This is a genomic window from Photobacterium sp. GB-56 (assembly GCF_003026105.1).
Taxonomy (GTDB): domain Bacteria; phylum Pseudomonadota; class Gammaproteobacteria; order Enterobacterales; family Vibrionaceae; genus Photobacterium.
Genome location: NZ_PYNW01000006.1, coordinates 133921 through 153942, shown reverse-complemented (window position 1 = coordinate 153942; position 20022 = coordinate 133921). Strand labels below are relative to the sequence as shown.

Sequence of the window (20022 nt, the reverse complement as noted above, 5' to 3'; positions counted from 1 at the left end):
AGGCTGCGTTTTTTTATATCGATAAAGGGTGATTAGCGATTTTGACTCGGTTCGAATAATGTCACAACTTTTTTAACGCCATTGATATTCCGTGCAATATTGATCGCAATTTCTTTTTGGCGTGGCGTCACATAGCCTAAAAGGTAGACTCGCCCCCCTTCGCTGATCACTTGGATCACCGCTCCTGTTAACTGCTTGCTCGCGATGAGTTGAGATTTTACCTTGGTGGTTAGCCAGGCATCATAACTAATGTCACCTACGCTAAGTAAAGGTCTCACTTCAAGTTGGTTATACAGATCTTTTACATTAGCAATATGCTTAACTTGCTGAGCAAATTGTGCTTTTGCAGCGGCAGAAGTGGCTTGACCAATCAGTAGTACTTTACCGTTAAGCGAGATACTGTTGGCACTGATTGAGCGGGTAAATTGGCGGCTATTTGCCAGACCCGAAATATCCATTTCTACTTTTTGATCTTGCCAATGTTGTTCTATATCTCGTGGATCTTGCGTGGAAAAACTCGAACATCCTTGCAAGACAAGGCTAAAAATTAGCAATAGGCGGCATACCCAGTTCATTGATTATCCTTCGTGGTGCGGGAAGAGTACTTGGTCAATAAGATCGCACAAGCAATGTACTGTTAGTAAGTGGACTTCTTGAATACGTGCGGTACGTTGAGATGGGATACGAATTTCAACATCTTGTATACCAAGTAACCCTGCCATTTCGCCGCCATCTTTACCTGTTAAGGCGATGATAGTCATATCACGTGTAAGTGCAGCTTCCATTGCTTTGATAATGTTCTTGCTATTACCGCTGGTTGATAATACAAACAGAATATCACCGGCTTGACCGAGTGCGCGCACTTGTTTTGAAAACACTTCGTCGTGGTGATAATCATTAGCAATTGCTGTCAAAATTGTTGTGTCAGCCGTTAATGCTAAAGCGGGAAGGCTTGGGCGCTCAGTTTCAAAGCGATTAATAAGACATGAAGCAAAGTGTTGTGAATTAGCTGCTGAGCCACCATTACCGCAACATAAAATCTTATTGCCGTTTAATAGGCTCTGAACCATGACTTGGGCAGCTTTTGAGATGGAATCTGGAAGTGCTTCTGCTGCTGCAATTTGAGTTTGAATACTTTCGGTAAAACTTTCGCGAATGCTATCTAGCATGATTAACCTTCAACTAAGATGTTGGTATGCCACTCAATATGGTGTTCTTGACCTTCAATTGTCACGACATCAAACCGACATTCGGTTTGATCGATTGAAAAGCCATTTTTCTGTAACCAAAAAAGGGCGGTGCGTTTTATTTTTTGTTGTTTATGCCAATTCACCGCTTCTGAAGCCGAACCGAAATGGCGATGTGTCCGGTATTTTACTTCAATAAAGACAAAACATTTACCATGTCGCATGATTAAATCAATTTCACCACCGCGACAGCTAAAATTTCGTTCGATAAGCTTAAGACGGTGGCGAGACAGAAACTGTTCCGCCATCCGTTCATAAGTTTGACCTTGTTGTCGTTTATTCAGGTTGAATACCGTCTGCAGTGAATTTACCCCAGTCAATGTGACGATGGATCACACATTGGCTATCGGCACTTAATTTGCCTGTAACACCTTGTGTTGTGTAATCACTCATCGCACGTAATTGTGGTAATTCGTTACTTAAAAGGTAAGCATCCATACCAAAAGCATGAAGGCGAACACTGGTATTACCTTCATTTGGCCACAATTGGTTGAAACGCTCCATATAACTTGCCGGTGGATTGATTAGAAGTGGAATATCACCGATTTCTACGCCTTGTATTTCTGGAGAGTATCCTTTGCGATCTGGATTACTTCGAGAGCTAACATAAATTTGTGGTGGGTTACCACTTGGTGGTAATGATGCTTCAATAAATGGCTTTATAGTCATCAATTCATTTTTGCTAGCAACGATATATATCGCATCTGTCTTACTACCTGGTGCACGCCCAAATACCTGACGGATTTGCTGTGGTATCTCATCGCTTGCACCAAATGTAGCCACTTGTGCTGGTTGACTATTTAAGCTTGTCCACTCTTGATTAAAAGCAGAACTTACTCGCTGACCATAACTGTTTGATGGTACAAGTACGACAGGATCACGATGACCTTCATTGAAAATATGCTCTGCAGCTTGCTCGGCACTTTGCTCTGGCGAAAGAGCAAAATAACACGCATTAGGGTGGTTGCTGGTAATTTCAGGTGGCATATTTAACGCCAACGTATTGATATGAGTGGTGTTATCTTGTTGAAACTCTGAAATCTTATTCTTACGCAGTGGACCGACAACAAATTGAGTGCCATTTTGCTGTAATTTTGCCACGATAGAAGCCATTGGTTCTGCTTCTGTATCATAGATATTAAGATTGGTATCAGCGCTTCTGTTAGCATCATCCATCATTGCATCTATAAAGCCATCACGTACATTTTTACCTTGTGCGGCAAAGCGACCAGATAATGGTAAAAGCAAAGCGACACGATCTAGCTTAATGGCTTTAAGGTTCATTACCGCTTCAAGTTCTTTGGGTAAGTATTGATTAGCTGGATGGTACGGATGTTGGCTTAACCATTGCTCAACTGCGCTTTTTAATTTGCCTGGTTGACGGCTAGCGCTATTTTTTAACATGGCAAGCTCAACCCAACCTTTTAATACGCCTTCATCACTACCAATTTTGGCGTTACTCAGCTGTGCGTTGGAGTAGCCAGATAAATCATTCCACAGGTTATTCCAGTTGGCTGCTTTTTGATCCCGATTTAAGTAAAAATCAAGTTTACTGCGTTCACGCGCGGCTTGAAATTTATGGTTAAGTTGATCTAATAATTCAGCACGGAAAGTGTAATAACGTTGATACTGACTTTTCGTTAACTGCCAAGACGGTTGGAAATTTAGACTATTAAGTGCTTCTTGATATTGCCCTTGATGATAGCGGATCGCTGCACGAGCAAGTTGCCATTCAGCAATTTGCAAAGGGCTCATAGATTGTTGTGATAGTTTGGTAACTTGTTGGTCAGCTTGCTGCCATTTACCTTCTTCTATCATTGCTTTAAGGGCTAATATTTCCCAGTTAATACGCTCAGCACCCTTACTGGCTTGAGCTTTACTGAGGTAGGCGGCTGAGCTTTGAGCGGCTGCCGCAGTGATATCCGTTAATGGAGCCTGCTGATTGTACAGGTTTGGCGTGCTACAGCCTGCTAAAATAACAGCAAGGGCTACAGGCGCCATTAGTCGTGATACACTTTTACGCTTATGGGTAAAATTGGGCATTGAATTCATTCAACTGTGACAAATTACTCTTGATATTAATTGCAGATGAGATCTAAGACAAATGAGTGAAACCAATTCAAGCATGGTTGATGTTGCTACGTTATACATCGTACCTACACCCATCGGTAATTTGGCTGATATAACACAACGAGCATTAGACGTGTTAGCAAATGTAGATTTGATTGCTGCTGAAGATACTCGCCATACATCACGCTTGTTATCCCATTTCTCTATCTCAACCCGCACCTTTGCGCTTCATGATCATAACGAGCAGCAAAAAGCTGACTTCTTGATTGAAAAGCTTCAGTCAGGTACCAGTATTGCGTTGGTATCAGATGCTGGTACGCCGCTGATCAGTGATCCAGGGTATCATCTTGTTAATCGCTGTCGTCAAGCGGGGGTAAAAGTTGTGCCATTACCAGGCCCATGTGCAGTGATCACTGCCTTGAGTGGTGCAGGCTTACCGTCTGACCGATTTAGCTTTGAGGGCTTTTTGCCACCCAAAAGTAAAGGTCGCCGTGACTGTTTTCAAGCGTTAGCAAACGATGAGCGTACGTTAATTTTTTACGAATCGCCACATCGTATTAATGATTCCCTGAGTGATATGTTAGCCGTGCTTGGTGCTGAACGCCAAGTAGTATTAGCGCGTGAGTTAACAAAAACTTATGAAACAATCCATGGTGCGCCATTAGGAGAGTTAATTGAGTGGCTTGCTGAAGACAGTAATCGTGTTCGTGGTGAGATGGTGGTTTTAGTCGCCGGTCATCGCGCGCAAAAAGAAGAACTATCAGCAGAATCATTACGTACACTGGGCTTGTTAGTCAAAGAATTACCATTGAAAAAAGCGGCTGCACTAACAGCGGAAATTCACGGTGCGAAAAAGAATGCGCTGTATAAGTGGGGGTTAGAAAACCTAGGCTAAAAATAAAATTAACGGCTGCTAATTTTTTGTGGGCTGTATGACTAGATTTGGTGGGAATTAGCTTTTTTTGCTGTTTTTTTAGTCAGGCTGTAATTTTGTTTCGTTTTTCGCTAGCAACTGTGATCGTTGTCTTATACAATCCGTGCCGGAGTTGGTCAGGTAATCGCTGCTTCATTGATGTCCTTTGGGAGACTGATGAAGGGGAGGAAAGTCCGGGCTCCACAGGGCAGGGTGCCAGATAACGTCTGGGGGGCGCAAGCCCACGACAAGTGCAGCAGAGAGCAAACCGCCGATGGCCTATTGCTTGCAATAGTGCACAGGTAAGGGTGAAAGGGTGCGGTAAGAGCGCACCGCGCAGCTAGTAATAGTTTGTGGCAGGGTAAACTCCACCCGGAGCAAGACCAAATAGGTCCCTAATGGCGCGGCCCGCGTTGGGGACGGGTAGGTTGCTTGAGTCTGTGAGCGATTGCAGACCTAGACGAATGATTGCCGCCGCGCAAGCGGAACAAAACCCGGCTTATCGACCGACTCCCTACATTTAGAGAAGGTGGTGTTTGGATAACAAACACCACCTTTTTTTCGTCTTATTCCCGCATAAACATAACTTTCGCTTGATGACTACAGAGTGTGTTAGAACTCTGTTTGAATTACTGTCAGACGCTTGACATCGTTTTTGTCTCATACGTACACTTTATGGTGGGAATTTGTGGGGAAAAGTGGTGCAGTCGCATTCTCTTTGTTTTTAATTCTGCTAAAGTCGGTTACTACGGCTGATTTTTAGTATCATTGAATGGGCATGTGAATGTTAAGAGGCGCAACGGTTATATCGCTCGATAACAAAGGACGCATTGCGATTCCTAAGCGTTATCGTGCTGAGGTAACAAATCATTGTGACGGCTTATTCGTATGCACTATTGATCACCAGTTTTCTTGCTTGTTGCTCTATCCCATGAATGAATGGGTACACATTGAAGCGAAGTTAGCGACATTATCAAGCCTTCATCCTGCGGAGCGTCGAATTCAACGTTTGTTACTCGGCCACGCTAGTGAATGTGATATGGATGGGCAGGGGCGAATTCTACTTCCTGCTACCTTACGACAATACGCGCACTTACAAGATAAGATCATGCTTGTAGGCCAATTCAATAAATTTGAAATTTGGTCTGAATCTTTGTGGCAACAGCAAATTGAACACGATATCAACCTTCAGGCTGAGGATGCGATAGCACAGTCATCGCGCCTTAGTGAGCTTTCACTTTAGCTGAACTTATATTTATGTCTGAACAATTTGAGCACGTTTCCGTTTTACTGAATGAATCTGTAGACGGATTAGCAATTAAACCCGACGGTATTTATATCGATGGTACCTTTGGCCGTGGGGGACACAGTCGCCTTATTCTTTCTCATTTAGGTGAGAATGGTCGTCTATACAGCATTGACCGAGATCCTCAAGCGATTGCTGAAGCTCAGAAGATTGATGATCCTCGCTTCGAAATTATCCATGGCCCATTCTCTGGCATGGAAAAATACATGGAAGAGCGTGATTTAATTGGTCGTGTTGATGGTGTGTTACTGGATTTAGGTGTGTCATCACCGCAATTAGATGATGCAGAGCGCGGCTTTAGCTTTATGCGAGATGGCCCGCTTGATATGCGTATGGATCCGACATCGGGTCAATCAGCTGCTGAATGGTTGGCTGAAGCGGAAGCGGATGATATTGCATGGGTACTAAAAGAGTTTGGTGAAGAGCGCTTTGCCAAGCGTATTGCTCGCGGTATTGTTGAGCACCGTGAAAACCCAGAAAAAGAGCCACTAACACGTACCCGTGAATTAGCGAGCTTAATTGCGGCGGTATCGCCGTTTAAAGATAAGCACAAACACCCAGCAACACGTAGTTTTCAAGCGATTCGTATTTACATTAACAGTGAGTTAGATGAAATTGAAACAGCGCTAAACGGTGCGGTGAATATTTTAGCTCCTGAAGGTCGTTTATCAGTGATCAGTTTCCACTCATTGGAAGATCGTATGGTAAAACGCTTTATTCGTAAACAGAGCAAAGGACCTGAAGTTCCAGCAGGTTTACCGCTTACTGAAGAACAAATTAAAGCTTTAGGTAGCGCTGCACTTAAAACGGTAGGCAAAGCCATCAAACCTTCTCAAGATGAATTAGGGTATAACACACGAGCGCGTAGCTCTGTACTAAGGTTGGCTGAGCGTCTATGAAGCAACCAACAGAATCATCATTGAATCTGGCTCGCCTGATTGGACGTGATCTCGTCACTGTCGGGCTTGTTCCTCTCATTCTTTCTTTTATTATTCTCGCATCAGCATTGTCAGTGGTGTATATCACCCATGACACACGCCAGCAAATTGTGAAACAAGAACAATTGTTAACTGAACGTGAAGGATATGATGTGGAATGGCGAAATCAGATCCTCGAAGAAAATTCGCTTGCAGAGCACAGTCGTATTGAACGATTAGCTGAGACTGAACTCAAAATGCAACGACCATCCGCTGATAGTGAAATTGTTATCCAATAAACATGAAATTATTCAATCGTTCGACGTCGAAAAATAGCGTAACCAAGAAAGCGAAACCATTTATTAAATGGCGCTTTACTGTTGTTTGTATTTTTATCCTGTTAGGATTTTTCGGCTTAATTGCTCGTGCCGCTTATATTCAGGTACTGGAACCGGGTCGCCTTATTCAAGAAGGTGATGCGCGTTCTTTACGTACTAAGTTGATGCCTTCTGCGCGCGGTATTATCTCTGATCGTAACGGTGAACAGCTGGCTGTTAGTGTGCCTGTTCAAGCTGTATTCGCAAACCCTGCAGAAATATTTAAGCATGGTGGCTTAAGTGATGTAGAGCGATGGCATGCATTAGCTGATGTACTGGATCTCGATCGCACTTGGCTATTACATGAATTAGAAACAAAGAAAAATCGCCGCTTTATTTATCTTGCTCGTCAAGTTAGTCCTGCAATGGCAAATTACGTCCATAAATTAAAACTTCCCGGTATTGGCTTAAAAGATGAATCTCGTCGTTTTTACCCTTCAGGTGAAGTTAGTGCACACTTATTAGGTTTTACCGGTATTGATGGCCATGGTCTTGATGGTGTGGAGAAAACCTACGATGGTTGGTTAACGGGTGAGCCGGGTCGACGTACCGTACGTAAAGACCGTTACGGCCGCGTGGTTGAAAATATATCTCAACAAAAGCGTCAACCGGGTAAGCCATTACAGCTCAGTATTGATCAGAGAATTCAGGCTGTCGCGTATCGAGCGGCAAAAGAAGGCGTGATGGATATTCCTGCAACGTCAGTTAGCATCGCTATATCTGATGTGCGTACGGGGGAAATTTTGGCGATGGTTAATGCGCCGTCGTTTAACCCAAATAATCGCAATGATCGTCAACCCTATAAGATGCGTAACCGCGTCATTACCGATACTTTTGAACCGGGCTCTACGGTTAAGCCATTTGTCGTGTATACCGCGATGAAACACGGTATTGCGAATGAACATACCTTAATTGCGATCCCTCAAAGTAAGCATTTCCGTGTTGGTAGTAAGGTTATAACCGATGTTTCACGTGTTGAACCGTTAGCGACGGTACAGCGCATTCTACAAAAATCGAGTAACATCGGGGTGACCAAGTTGTCACTCGCAATGCCTGTTGACTACATCCTTGATACGTATCGTAAAGTCGGTTTTGATGAGCCATCTGGTATTAACTTGATTGGTGAAACAACAGGCCACTTCCCTAACCGTTACCGTTGGTCTGATATTGAACGTGCGACGTTAGCGTACGGTTATGGTTTATCGTTAACACCGATTCAGTTGCTGCATGCTTACACAACGTTGGGCGCGTATGGCATTAAGCGACCACTATCAATACTAAAGACTGAAAGAGTCGTACCGGGTGAGCAAGTGCTCGATCCAGCGATTGTTAAAAAAGTCTTGTTAATGATTGAGTCAGTCACCGATAAAAAAGGTGGTGGCGGTGGTTGGCGTGCAGCTGTTCCTGGTTACCGTGTAGGTGTGAAGACGGGTACCGCGAAAAAAGCGATTGCTGGTGGTTATGGTGATGATTATTTCTCCTATACTGTCGGTGTTGCACCGATCAGTAAACCACGTTTAGCGATCGTCGTTATGGTTAATGAGCCGAAAGGTAAAGTTTTCTATGGCGGTGCTGTTGCTGCGCCAATTCTATCTAAAGTATTAGGCAGTGCTTTACAGATTTTAAATGTGCCGCCAGATGCCGATACGTTACATAAAGTTGATCTGGATAAGGGAGTCTAAATAATGGCATCGTCGAAGAGTGTGATGAAATTAGGGGTGCTGTTATCACCATGGCTTGCAATTGATAAGTTGCCTCTTGAACTTACAGAAAGCCAGATTGACGCGATAACATTAGACAGTAGAGAAGTCACCGCAGGAAGTTTATTTACAGCGGTGAATGGACATACTGTTGACGGTCGTCGATTTATTGATACGGCGATACAGGCGGGTGCAAGCGCGATTATTGCAGAGGCTGATGGGATCGCTAATGAAGGCGATATAGCGCTTAAAGATGGCGTGTATATTGTTTACCTTCAGGATCTTAATCATAAGCTTTCCGCAATTGCTGGACGTTTCTTTGATCATCCCGATCAAAAGCTGGCACTGTATGCCGTCACGGGAACAAATGGTAAAACCACCATCAGTCAATTATTAGCCCAATGGGCGAACCTTGTTGGCTACAAAGCGGGTGTGATGGGGACGACCGGAAATGGTTTGTTGGTTGATTTAAAACCTGCTGCTAATACCACAGGTAGCGCGATTGAAATTCAACAAACCTTAGCTCAACTGGTAGAGCAAGGGGCCGACTTTGCTGCGATGGAGGTTTCATCGCATGGATTGGTTCAAGGTCGTATCCGTGATCTTCATTTCAAAGCGAGCATCTTTACCAATTTAAGTCGTGATCACTTAGATTATCATGGCAACATGCAAAATTATGCTGACGCTAAAAAGTCATTGTTCACTGAACACCAAAGTGGCATTGCGATCATCAATGCAGATGATGCTGTCGGGGCGTCATGGCTTAAAGATATACCGAATGCGGTGGCGGTAGCGATTGATCCACAAGCGGTTGTCAACCATGCAGGGCTAAAGCTGTGGGCAACAGGAGTGCAGTTCAGTACCCAAGGTGTGACCATTGAGTTTGACTCGAGTTGGGGACAAGGTAAGTTTACTGCGCCTTTGGTTGGTTCATTTAATGCCACCAACTTGTTGTTAGCATTAGCCACATTACTCGCGACAAACCACTCAATGGCGGATTTACTTGAAAAAGCCCCCCAATTACAAGCAGTAATTGGACGCATGGAAGTTTTTCAAGACACTGACAAAGCTATGATGGTGGTCGATTATGCTCATACGCCGGATGCGTTAGAGAAAGCATTGCAAGCACTACGTGTGCATTGTGACGGTAAGTTATGGTGTATTTTTGGTTGTGGTGGTGATCGTGATAGCGGTAAACGCCCTATGATGGCTGAAGTTGCCGAGCGCCTTGCAGATCAAATTATTCTGACTGACGATAACCCTCGCAGTGAAGATCCTAAAGATATTGTTGACGATATGCTTGCTGGTCTTATTTCTCCAGAATCCGCGACTATTATTCATGATCGTGAAACGGCTTGTCGTCATGCACTTACTCACGCTTCTTGCCAAGATATTATCTTAGTGGCAGGTAAAGGGCATGAGGATTATCAAATTCTCGCTGATCGCACTATTCATTATTCTGACCGCGAAACGGTAGCTGCATTATTAAAGGAGTTGGCATGATTGACGTTCAACTAAGTCAGCTTGCATCGGCATTAAATGCCGAGTTAATTGGCGCTGATGTTGCAATTGCTGCAGTATCGACAGATACACGTAATATCCCATCAGAAACGTTATTTATCGCGTTAAAAGGTGAGCGTTTTGATGCTCATGATTTTTGTCAAACAGCGAAGGATAATGGTGCAAAAGCGCTGTTGGTAAGTAAACCCTTACCGGTTGAATTACCACAGTTAGTGGTTAGTGATACACGCATTGCTTTAGGAATGATGGGTGCATGGCTTAAAGCACAAATGACTGAAAAGTATGGCTTAAAGACATTAGCATTAACTGGAAGTTGCGGTAAAACAACGGTAAAAGAAATGTCTGCTGCGATTTTGGCTAATAAAGGTCAAGTCTTAGCAACCGCTGGTAATTTTAATAATGACATTGGTGCGCCACTGACGTTATTGCGTTTAACGCCTGAATATCAATATGCAGTTATTGAGCTTGGTGCTAATCATCAAAATGAAATCTCGTATACCACAAATTTAGTTAAGCCTAATGTAGCGTTGATTAATAATATTGCAGCTGCGCATTTAGAAGGCTTCGGCTCGTTACAAGGTGTAGCAAAAGCCAAAGGTGAAATCTTCGAAGGGTTGGTAGAAAACGGTACTGCGATTATTAATCTCGAATCGAATGATTTAGCGTTATGGCAGCCACTATTAGCAGATCATCAAGTATTAACATTCTCGACAGACTCGCATCAAGCGGATTATTTTGCCGAGAAGATAAAGATTACCACTCAAGGGTTAGCCTGTTTTACAATGTGCACCCCAATCGGCAAGATCGACATTAATTTAGCACTTGCGGGCATGCATAATGTGTCAAATGCATTAGCTGCTGCGGCGTTAACTGTCTCCTTAGGGGCGACATTAGCTGATGTTAAAGCTGGGCTAGAAACCATGGCGAATGTAAAAGGTCGTCTTGATATTACAGAGCCTCATGCAGGGTTACGTCTGATTGATGATACCTATAACGCCAGTGTTGCTGCGGTAAAAGCTGCGATTGATGTGTTAGCAAGCTTTGAAGGTAAGCGCTACTTCATTTTTGGCGATATGGCTGAACTGGGTGAAGAAAGTGATAATCTTCACCGAGAAGTGGGCGAATATGCTCTAGAAAAACAGCTTGATTGTGTGATGACGTTTGGTCACTCAAGCGCTGTGGTTAGTGAGCTCAATCAAGGACAACACTTCAGTGATAAAGATTCGCTAATCATGTCACTGAAACAACGATTACAACAATATTCTCGTCAACCTGATATTGAGACTGTCACTGTGCTAGTAAAAGGTGCAAGAAGTTCAAAGATGGAAGACGTAATTGCAGCCTTGCAGGAAGATAAATAATGATTTACTGGTTAGCTGAACAATTTCAGTCAACACTCCCTTTTTTCCGATTGTTCGAATACCTAACATTCCGAGCGATCATGAGTATTCTAACAGCATTGCTGTTTTCGTTATGGATGGGGCCTCGGATGATTGCCCGTTTGCAAATGTTGCAAATTGGTCAAGTCGTACGTAATGAAGGTCCTGAATCACACTTTAGCAAGCGTGGTACTCCAACGATGGGCGGTATCATGATCCTAGCAGCAATAACATTTACTGTATTGCTTTGGTGTGACTTAACTAACCCTTATGTCTGGGCTGTATTGGTTGTCATGTTGGGTTATGGTGCAGTCGGTTTTGTTGATGATTATCGTAAAGTTGTTCGTAAAAACACGGACGGTTTGATTGCGCGCTGGAAGTACTTCTGGCAATCAGCGATTGCACTTGTTGTCGCATTTGCACTATATGCATACGGTAAAGACACGGCAGCGACTCAGCTTGTGGTTCCTTTCTTTAAAGATGTTATGCCACAACTAGGTTTGTTCTACATCGTCATGACTTACTTCGTGATTGTCGGTACCAGTAACGCAGTTAACTTAACTGATGGTCTTGACGGCTTGGCGATCATGCCGACCGTCATGGTATCGGCAGGCCTTGCTTTTATTGCATGGGCTACAGGTAACTTTAACTACGCCGAATACCTTCATATTCCGTACATCAAAGATGCTGGCGAGCTAGTGATTGTATGTACTGCTATCGTTGGTGCCGGTCTTGGTTTCTTATGGTTTAACACCTACCCAGCACAAGTCTTTATGGGCGATGTGGGCTCATTAGCATTAGGTGGCGCACTGGGTACGATTGCTGTGCTTGTTCGCCAAGAGCTACTACTTGTGATCATGGGTGGTGTGTTTGTAATGGAAACCGTATCGGTAATTCTACAAGTAGGATCATACAAACTACGTGGCCAACGTATCTTCCGTATGGCGCCTATCCATCACCATTACGAGTTAAAAGGCTGGCCAGAGCCACGTGTTATTGTGCGCTTTTGGATTATTACACTGATGTTGGTATTGATTGCGTTAGCAACGCTTAAGGTTCGTTAAAAATGAAAGGCTTGGCTGGTGTGAATACGATCGTTGTTATCGGTCTAGGTATGACAGGGTTATCTGTTGTCAATCATTTAATGCGTCTACCACAGTCACTGACCATTAAAGTCATTGATACTCGTGACAATCCGCCCGGCCAAGATCAATTGCCAGATTCTGTTGAGCTATGTAGCGGTCAATGGAATAGTGAATGGTTATTGTCTGCGGATTTGATCGTTACAAGCCCTGGTATTGCACTAGCAACGCCAGAGCTTGTCGTTGCAGCAGAAGCGGGTGTTGAAATTGTTGGTGACATTGAGCTGTTTGCGCGTGAAGTTGATAAACCTGTTGTGGCAATTACTGGCTCAAATGGTAAGAGTACCGTAACGAGCTTAGTCGGTGAAATGGCGAAAGAAGCCGGTATTGATGTCGGTGTTGGCGGTAATATTGGCTTTGCAGCCCTTGATATGCTGGCGCAACAACATTCACTTTATGTATTAGAGCTTTCGAGCTTCCAGTTAGAAACGACGACTTCTCTTGAGTTAACAGCCGCTGTTTACTTAAATCTTTCAGAAGATCACATGGATCGCTACCCTGGCGGTTTAGCACAATATAGCCAAGCAAAGATGCGTATTTTTGATCACGCAAAGCTGGCTGTTTTCAATCGTGATGATTTAGCAACCAAACCGACTCAATTTAGTGGTGCAATGACAAGCTTTGGTTTTGATGATCAAGACTATGGCATTGTCTTAGTGAATGGCAAAGAGTGGCTAGCGGTGAACGGTGAAGCTGTAATGGCTGTGGCTGATATTGCTTTAGTTGGCCGCCACAATGTTGCCAACTGTTTAGCAGCACTTGCACTTGCTGATGCAGCAGGGATCCCGCGTGATGCAGCATGTCGTGCAATGCAACGTTATACCGGCCTTGCGCATCGTTGCCAACTTGCGGTTAATCGTCATGGTGTTCGATGGGTTAATGATTCAAAAGCCACGAACCTTGCAAGCACGTTAGCTGCGCTGAATGGTTTGCAACTTGAGGGCAAATTGCATCTATTGATGGGCGGCGATAGTAAAGGAGCCGAGTTCAGTGAACTAAAACCGGTTTTAGCTGACTTAAACGTACAGTTGTATAGCTTTGGTCGTGATCGACACTTATTTAACGATGTTGTTGATAACGCCATCAGTGTTGAAACCATGAGTGAAGCTATGGTCTGTATTAGCCGCACCGTTCAATCTGGAGATATGGTTTTATTATCGCCTGCTTGTGCTAGTTGGGATCAATTTGCCAACTTCATGGCACGTGGTGATGCTTTTGTTGAACAAGCGATTCAGTTACAAGATTCGGTTTCAGGAAATATTTGATGTTAAAAATGATCCGTAATGGATTTGCCGCTGTGGGGGGCTGGTTTATTAAGCCTAGTAAGCCCTGTTTGTATGACCGCCAATTGGTTTGGATCGCTATTGCATTGATGATCACAGGCCTGGTGATGGTGACATCGGCTTCTATTCCTGTCGCGACACGCCTTACAGGTATTCCATTTTATTTTGCCTATCGTCATGCGTTTTTTCTTTGTGGTGCAATTTTTATTGCTGCCATTGTATTGCAAATACCATTAGCTAAATGGAAGCAATATAGTTTCCCGATGTTGTTGGTATCCATAATTTTACTTGCAGTTGTGTTAATCATTGGTCGTTCAGTTAATGGTGCTGCACGTTGGATCCCATTAGGCATATTTAACCTTCAGCCTGCCGAGGTTGCCAAGCTCTCTTTATTCATATTTCTTGCAGGTTACCTCGTCAGACAATATAACCAAGTGCGCGGTAGCTTCATTGGCTTCTTAAAACCGCTTGCCGTCTTGGGGATTCTTTGTGTGCTATTGCTGATGCAGCCCGATTTAGGTTCATCGGTAGTAATGTTCGTTACCACTATCGGTATGCTATTTATCGCTGGAGCAAAACTTTGGCAATTTTTGATGATGTTAGGTACCGCTCTTGTGGGTATTGCCTTTCTGATCGTTTTAGAACCCTATCGTATGCGCCGCGTAACGTCATTTCTTAACCCATGGCAAGATCCTTACGGTAGTGGTTATCAGCTCACTCAGTCATTAATGGCATTTGGTCGTGGTGAATGGTTTGGACAAGGCTTAGGTAATTCAATTCAAAAGTTGGCTTATCTTCCTGAAGCGCACACAGACTTTGTATTTGCGGTATTAGCTGAAGAGTTAGGCTTAGCTGGCGTTATTGTTGTACTGTGTTTACTGTTTGCGCTGGTTTACAAGGCCTTAATGATTGGTCGTAAATGTCTTGAAAGTGGTTTGCTGTTTGGTGGATTTCTGGCATTTGGCTTTGGCTTTTGGTTTGCATTCCAAACCCTTGTTAACGTTGGTGCTGCTGCAGGTATTGTTCCAACTAAAGGTCTAACGCTACCACTTATCAGTTACGGTGGTTCCAGTTTATTTATTATGGCAGCTGCGGTTGCCATTCTGATTCGTATTGATTTTGAGCAGCGCGTCGCGGAGAAATTTGAGTCAGCAGAGCCGGCTGAAATTGATGATGAAGCGCTTGATAATATGGACGGAGCGGTGCAGCAAGTTGCTATCGATCCTGAGGCTTTACTTAGTGAGCCTACTCAATTAAATAATGATAAAAAAGACGCTCATGGCAAAGAATAAACGTTTATTAGTAATGGCGGGTGGTACTGGCGGTCATGTTTTTCCTGGTCTTGCTGTTGCACAAAAATTGCAACAACAGGGGTGGGAGATCCGCTGGTTAGGTACCGCAGATCGTATGGAAGCAGATTTAGTGCCTAAGCATGGCATTGAAATCGATTTCATCAAAGTGAAAGGGTTACGTGGTCAAGGTGTACTGCGTTTACTGACTGCACCATTTAAGATTGTGGGGGCTATTTTACAAGCCCGTCAATATATTAAAGCATGGCAGCCTGATGTTGTACTTGGCATGGGAGGTTATGTTAGCGGTCCTGGCGGTGTTGCGGCTTGGTTATCAGGTGTTCCTGTTGTATTGCATGAGCAAAATGCCGTAGCAGGTTTAACGAATCAGTGGCTGTCAAAAATTGCCGCTAAAGTACTACAAGCATTTCCAGGAGCATTTCCAAATAAAGACGTTGTGGGCAATCCTGTTCGCCATGATGTGACAGTTCTACCTGCTCCTGCAGAACGATTTGCAGAGCGTACAGGGCCGATTCGTATTTTGGTGATGGGCGGCAGTCAGGGTGCACGTATTTTGAACCAAACCATGCCTGAAGTGGCAAAGGTGTTAGGCGATAGCGTTACCATTTGGCACCAAGCAGGTAAAGGTAGCCAGCAATCAACAGAACAAGCTTATAACGAACAAACCACCACACCTCACAAAGTTACTGAGTTTATTGATGATGTTGCTGCCGCTTATAGTTGGGCTGATTTAGTGGTTTGTCGCTCTGGGGCGCTAACAGTTTCTGAATTGTCTGCTGCCGGTGTTGGTGCCATCTTTATTCCATTTATGCACAAAGATCGTCAACAAGCACTCAATGCCGATCATTTGGTGCAATGTGGCGCTGCAAAAATGATTGAGCAAATGGATTTGACGGCGTCAAGTTTAGCGAATGAAATTCAACAATTAGATCGTCATACGCTTGAAACAATGGCGTGTGCTGCACGAGAAGCTGCTATTATCGATGCCGATGAACGAGTAGCTAACGTGATTAAATCACTAGTAAAAAATTAATACGGGAACAAAGTGATGAATAAACTGGATAACCAGCAATTAGCAAAAATTCGTACAATGGTGCCAGAGATGCGCCGTGTTGAGCGAATTCACTTTGTTGGCATTGGTGGTGCAGGTATGAGCGGTATTGCTGAAGTACTTGTAAACGAAGGCTACCGTATTAGTGGTTCTGACATTGCGCCGAATGCTGTAACAAACCGTTTGACAGCGAAAGGTGCAGAGATCTTTTTTGGTCATTCAGCTGAAAATATTCAAGGTGCTAGCGTTGTTGTTGCTTCTACGGCAATTAGCAAAGAAAACCCTGAGCTGATGGCGGCGACTGAATTGCGAATTCCTGTTGTACGCCGTGCTGAAATGTTAGCAGAACTAATGCGCTATCGTCATGGTATCGCTATTGCTGGTACGCACGGTAAGACAACAACGACAGCATTAACGACACAGATTTATTCTGAAGCTGGCTTAGATCCAACGTTTGTCAATGGTGGCTTAGTAAAAAGTGCAGGTACTAATGCACGTTTAGGTTGCAGTCGTTATTTAATCGCAGAAGCAGATGAAAGTGATGCCTCTTTCTTGCATCTTCAACCTATGGTGTGTGTGGTCACTAACATTGAAGCTGATCATATGGATACTTATGGCGGCGATTTTGAAGTATTAAAGCAAACCTTCATTGATTTCCTACATAACCTACCATTTTACGGGTTGGCGGTAATGTGTATTGATGATCCTGTGGTACGTGAATTACTGCCGCGTGTGGGTCGTCCAATGCTAACTTATGGTTTTGCAGAAGACGCAGGTGTTCGCATTACAAATTATACGCAAACAGGACAGCAAGGTCATTTCACTGTATTACGCAAAGATAAACCAGCGCTTAATATCACCTTGAATATGCCCGGTAAGCATAATGCTTTAAATGCAACGGCAGCGATTGCTGTTGCTACAGAAGAAGGCGTTGATGATGATGCTATCATGCGCGCGTTAATTGAGTTTGAGGGGACGGGTCGACGTTTTGATCATTTAGGGGAGTTTGAAACGGGCAATGGTAACGTAATGCTGGTGGATGATTATGGTCATCACCCAAGCGAAGTGGATGTAACGATTCAAGCTGCACGTGCTGGGTGGGCGGATAAACGCTTAGTGATGATTTTCCAGCCTCACCGTTATAGTCGAACTCGTGATCTCTATGATGATTTTGCAAACGTCCTCGATCAAGTGGATGTATTAGTGATGCTTGATGTTTATTCTGCTGGTGAAGCACCTATTGCTGGAGCTGATGGTCGAGCGTTATGTCGTACTATTCGCTCTCGTGGCAAAATTGATCCTATTTTCGTACCTGAAGCCGAAGAGTTGCCAGCCATTCTTGCAAATATTATTCAAAATGATGATTTAGTTTTGACACAAGGTGCAGGTGATGTCGGCAAAATAGCGCGTCAGCTAGCAGAAATGAAGTTGAATATCGAGACGATGAAAAAAGACGTATAAATTAGTATATGGCAACATGTATACGTCGAAAATGATAATAGCTGGCTATAGATTGTGTAGACAATAGCCAGTTATTTTGTTTTTTTCGATATTTTGGTAGATATATACAAAATTATTCTCAGGTTGTGTACATAAAACGCCTCATGAGTGTTGGAGTGGGTCGAGTTGCTCGGTATAATCGTTTAACTTTGCTTATAACATCTGAGATAGCTGACAGCTAATTTATACCTATATGGTAAGGTGAAGCTGAATGAGTAAAGCGAAGAGTAAACAATGACTGAAGAAGTCGTAGACCAAGAGTATATACACCCATCGCCAAAAAAGTGGTCGCGCTGGGGTGGATTGGCGTTTTTCCTCTTTGTCATTGGTTTTACGGTTTGGTTATTCAGTGCAACAAAAAGCTGGATGACAGATACTAACCGACTGCCCTTGTCACAATTAGTGATTCAAGGACAATTGCATTATCTAACCAAAGACAATGTACGCCAGACGATATTAACAATTGATCATCTTGGTACTTTCATGACCCAAGATGTTAATACTATTCAGGCTCATGTAGAGGCACTGCCGTGGGTTGCTCATGCTGCAGTACGAAAACAATGGCCTGATACGATCAAAGTTTTCATTGTAGAAAACCAACCAGTAGCGCAATGGGATCATAAATATTTGGTTAATAAAGAGGGCCAAGTATTTAAAGCGCCTGCTGAGCAAGTTGCAGATTTAAACCTTACTAACCTCTCTGGCCCTGAGGCTAGCAGTGAAGAAGTATTAGCTGCATTGCGAGAAATGCGTCCCTTACTGAAGAACGCTGGCTTAAGTATCGCGTCGTTATCATTAAATGAACGTCGAGCTTGGCGAATCTTATTAGCCAATGGCATTACGCTTGACTTGGGCCGAGAGGCTCGAATGGAGCGTCTTAAGCGTTTTATCGAAATTTATCCAGAATTAGTAAAACTGAATAAACCGATAAAATATGTGGATTTGCGTTATGATACTGGCGCAGCTGTGGGTTGGAAAACAATACCGGAACATGATGCTCATGTATCGGATACCAAATAAGAGCGTGTGTTAATGACTAAGGCTGCAGATCAAAAACTTATCGTTGGTCTTGATATCGGCACATCCGAAGTTACGGCTTTGGTTGGGGAAGTGCTGCCCGATAACACGGTGAATGTTATCGGAATGGGAAGCAGTCCGTCACGCGGAATGGACAAAGGCGGGGTCAATGACCTTGAATCTGTTGTTAAATCAGTACAACGAGCCGTTGATAAAGCTGAATTAATGGCTGAATGCCAAATCAGTTCCGTGTACTTGTCGTTATCAGGTAAACATATTAGTTGCCAAACAGAAAAAGGCATGGTGCCAATTTCTGAAAAAGAAGTGACACAAGACGACGTCGATAATGTTATTCATACGGCGAAGTCAGTAAAATTAAGCGATGAACAACGAACTTTACATGTAATTCCTCAGGAGTTTGCTATTGATTATCAAGAGGGGATTAAAAACCCTGTTGGTTTATCAGGAGTTCGTATGGAAGCCAGTGTTCATTTGATCACGTGTCACAATGACATGGCGAAAAACATCGTTAAAGCAGTAGAGCGTTGTGACTTGAAAGTTGATCATCTGATTTTTTCAGGATTAGCATCAAGCTATGCTGTACTGACACCGGATGAGCGAGAGCTCGGCGTATGTGTTGTCGATATCGGCGGCGGTACGATGGATCTTGCTATTTGGTCTGGTGGTGCATTACGACATGCGGCAGTAATTCCGTATGCGGGTAATGTAGTAACCAGTGATATTGCTTATGCATTTGGTACACCGCCGGGTGACGCTGAAGATATTAAAGTGAAATACGGCTGTGCGCTGAGTGAATTGGTGAGTAAAGATGCTAAGGTTGATGTCCCAAGTGTTGGAGGTCGACCATCTCGTAGCTTACAAAGCCAAACACTAGCAGAAGTGATAGAGCCTCGTTACAGCGAATTGCTGGGGCTGGTTAATCAAAAGCTGTTAACAGTACAAGAACAGTTGCGTGAAGCGGGTGTTAAACACCACTTAGCTGCGGGCATCGTCCTAACCGGGGGCGCTGCACAAATGGAAGGTTTGACAGAATGTGCAGAACGGGTGTTCCGTCACCAAGTGCGTATTGGTCAACCTTTAGAGTTAAGTGGTCTAACTGACTATGTTCAGGCCCCAACTTATGCAACTGCAGTAGGCTTACTGCATTACGGAAAGGACAGTCAATCATTTGATGAAAATGAATTAGAACCGAAACGTTCAGTTACTGGTTTATTTTCACGAATTAGTGGTTGGTTAAAAAAAGAATTTTAAACCTGATGCGAACAGGA

At 43.7% G+C, this 20022-nt stretch carries 18 protein-coding genes and 1 other RNA gene; 15 read left to right on the top strand and 4 right to left on the bottom strand.

Annotation, left to right across the window (positions count from 1 at the left end; genetic code table 11):
- Window positions 1-32: 32 nt before the first annotated feature.
- The 4 genes from C9J42_RS10845 to C9J42_RS10830 are packed head-to-tail and all read right to left on the bottom strand — an operon-like array spanning window position 33 to window position 3248.
- On the bottom strand, window positions 33-575 hold the full coding sequence (locus C9J42_RS10845) for a BON domain-containing protein (RefSeq protein WP_107301997.1): 543 nt from the start codon (window positions 573-575) through the stop codon (window positions 33-35).
- A gap of 3 nt (window positions 576-578) precedes the next feature.
- Window positions 579-1169, bottom strand: coding sequence for a DnaA initiator-associating protein DiaA (gene diaA, locus C9J42_RS10840; RefSeq protein WP_105061009.1), 591 nt, complete (start codon window positions 1167-1169; stop codon window positions 579-581).
- Window positions 1170-1171: 2 nt separating this feature from the next.
- Entirely contained in the window at window positions 1172-1531 is a 360-nt protein-coding gene (locus tag C9J42_RS10835) for a YraN family protein (RefSeq protein ID WP_255418317.1), read from the bottom strand.
- Window positions 1524-3248 (bottom strand): penicillin-binding protein activator, encoded by a 1725-nt coding sequence (locus tag C9J42_RS10830; RefSeq protein ID WP_233218481.1) that lies wholly within the window; start codon window positions 3246-3248, stop codon window positions 1524-1526. The genes C9J42_RS10835 and C9J42_RS10830 overlap by 8 nt, the downstream gene beginning before the upstream one ends.
- Window positions 3249-3351: 103 nt before the next feature.
- On the opposite strand from C9J42_RS10830, the gene rsmI reads away from it, so the two are divergent.
- From rsmI to ftsA, 15 genes are all read left to right on the top strand, one after another.
- On the top strand, window positions 3352-4212 hold the full coding sequence (gene rsmI, locus C9J42_RS10825; protein ID WP_005371210.1) for a 16S rRNA (cytidine(1402)-2'-O)-methyltransferase: 861 nt from the start codon (window positions 3352-3354) through the stop codon (window positions 4210-4212).
- Between the two features lie 147 nt (window positions 4213-4359).
- An RNA gene (rnpB, locus tag C9J42_RS10820) (RNase P RNA component class A) lies at window positions 4360-4748 on the top strand.
- Between the two features lie 266 nt (window positions 4749-5014).
- Window positions 5015-5473, top strand: coding sequence for a division/cell wall cluster transcriptional repressor MraZ (gene mraZ, locus C9J42_RS10815; RefSeq protein WP_107206546.1), 459 nt, complete (start codon window positions 5015-5017; stop codon window positions 5471-5473).
- A gap of 14 nt (window positions 5474-5487) precedes the next feature.
- Complete coding sequence (gene rsmH, locus C9J42_RS10810) at window positions 5488-6435, top strand: 16S rRNA (cytosine(1402)-N(4))-methyltransferase RsmH (protein ID WP_045083943.1); 948 nt, start codon at window positions 5488-5490, stop codon at window positions 6433-6435.
- Complete coding sequence (gene ftsL, locus C9J42_RS10805; protein WP_045083944.1) at window positions 6432-6752, top strand: cell division protein FtsL; 321 nt, start codon at window positions 6432-6434, stop codon at window positions 6750-6752. Before rsmH ends, ftsL begins: the two co-directional genes overlap by 4 nt.
- 2 nt (window positions 6753-6754) lie before the next feature.
- Window positions 6755-8512: a penicillin-binding transpeptidase domain-containing protein gene (locus C9J42_RS10800; protein WP_107206547.1), complete on the top strand. Its 1758-nt coding sequence runs from the start codon at window positions 6755-6757 to the stop codon at window positions 8510-8512.
- A 3-nt stretch (window positions 8513-8515) separates the two neighbouring features.
- A complete protein-coding gene (gene murE / locus C9J42_RS10795) occupies window positions 8516-10033 on the top strand; it encodes a UDP-N-acetylmuramoyl-L-alanyl-D-glutamate--2,6-diaminopimelate ligase (protein WP_107301996.1) in 1518 nt (505 codons plus the stop codon).
- Window positions 10030-11412, top strand: coding sequence for a UDP-N-acetylmuramoyl-tripeptide--D-alanyl-D-alanine ligase (murF, locus tag C9J42_RS10790; protein WP_107292435.1), 1383 nt, complete (start codon window positions 10030-10032; stop codon window positions 11410-11412). The genes murE and murF overlap by 4 nt, the downstream gene beginning before the upstream one ends.
- Window positions 11412-12494, top strand: a complete 1083-nt coding sequence (gene mraY, locus C9J42_RS10785; protein WP_107206550.1) for a phospho-N-acetylmuramoyl-pentapeptide-transferase — start codon at window positions 11412-11414, stop codon at window positions 12492-12494. The genes murF and mraY overlap by 1 nt, the downstream gene beginning before the upstream one ends.
- Before the next feature lie 2 nt (window positions 12495-12496).
- Window positions 12497-13837 (top strand): UDP-N-acetylmuramoyl-L-alanine--D-glutamate ligase, encoded by a 1341-nt coding sequence (murD, locus tag C9J42_RS10780; protein ID WP_107301995.1) that lies wholly within the window; start codon window positions 12497-12499, stop codon window positions 13835-13837.
- On the top strand, window positions 13837-15147 hold the full coding sequence (ftsW, locus tag C9J42_RS10775) for a cell division protein FtsW (protein ID WP_107206552.1): 1311 nt from the start codon (window positions 13837-13839) through the stop codon (window positions 15145-15147). Before murD ends, ftsW begins: the two co-directional genes overlap by 1 nt.
- Window positions 15134-16198 carry an undecaprenyldiphospho-muramoylpentapeptide beta-N-acetylglucosaminyltransferase gene (murG, locus tag C9J42_RS10770; RefSeq protein WP_107301994.1) on the top strand — a complete coding sequence of 355 codons (1065 nt, stop codon included), beginning with the start codon at window positions 15134-15136 and terminating at the stop codon, window positions 16196-16198. The genes ftsW and murG overlap by 14 nt, the downstream gene beginning before the upstream one ends.
- 15 nt (window positions 16199-16213) lie before the next feature.
- Entirely contained in the window at window positions 16214-17677 is a 1464-nt protein-coding gene (murC, locus tag C9J42_RS10765) for a UDP-N-acetylmuramate--L-alanine ligase (protein ID WP_107246330.1), read from the top strand.
- A 273-nt stretch (window positions 17678-17950) separates the two neighbouring features.
- Window positions 17951-18736, top strand: coding sequence for a cell division protein FtsQ/DivIB (locus C9J42_RS10760; RefSeq protein WP_107206555.1), 786 nt, complete (start codon window positions 17951-17953; stop codon window positions 18734-18736).
- Between the two features lie 12 nt (window positions 18737-18748).
- The gene (gene ftsA / locus C9J42_RS10755; RefSeq protein WP_005371239.1) at window positions 18749-20005 is read left to right on the top strand and encodes a cell division protein FtsA; all 1257 of its coding nucleotides are present in this window, start codon (window positions 18749-18751) and stop codon (window positions 20003-20005) included.
- The last annotated feature ends 17 nt before the right edge of the window (window positions 20006-20022 follow it).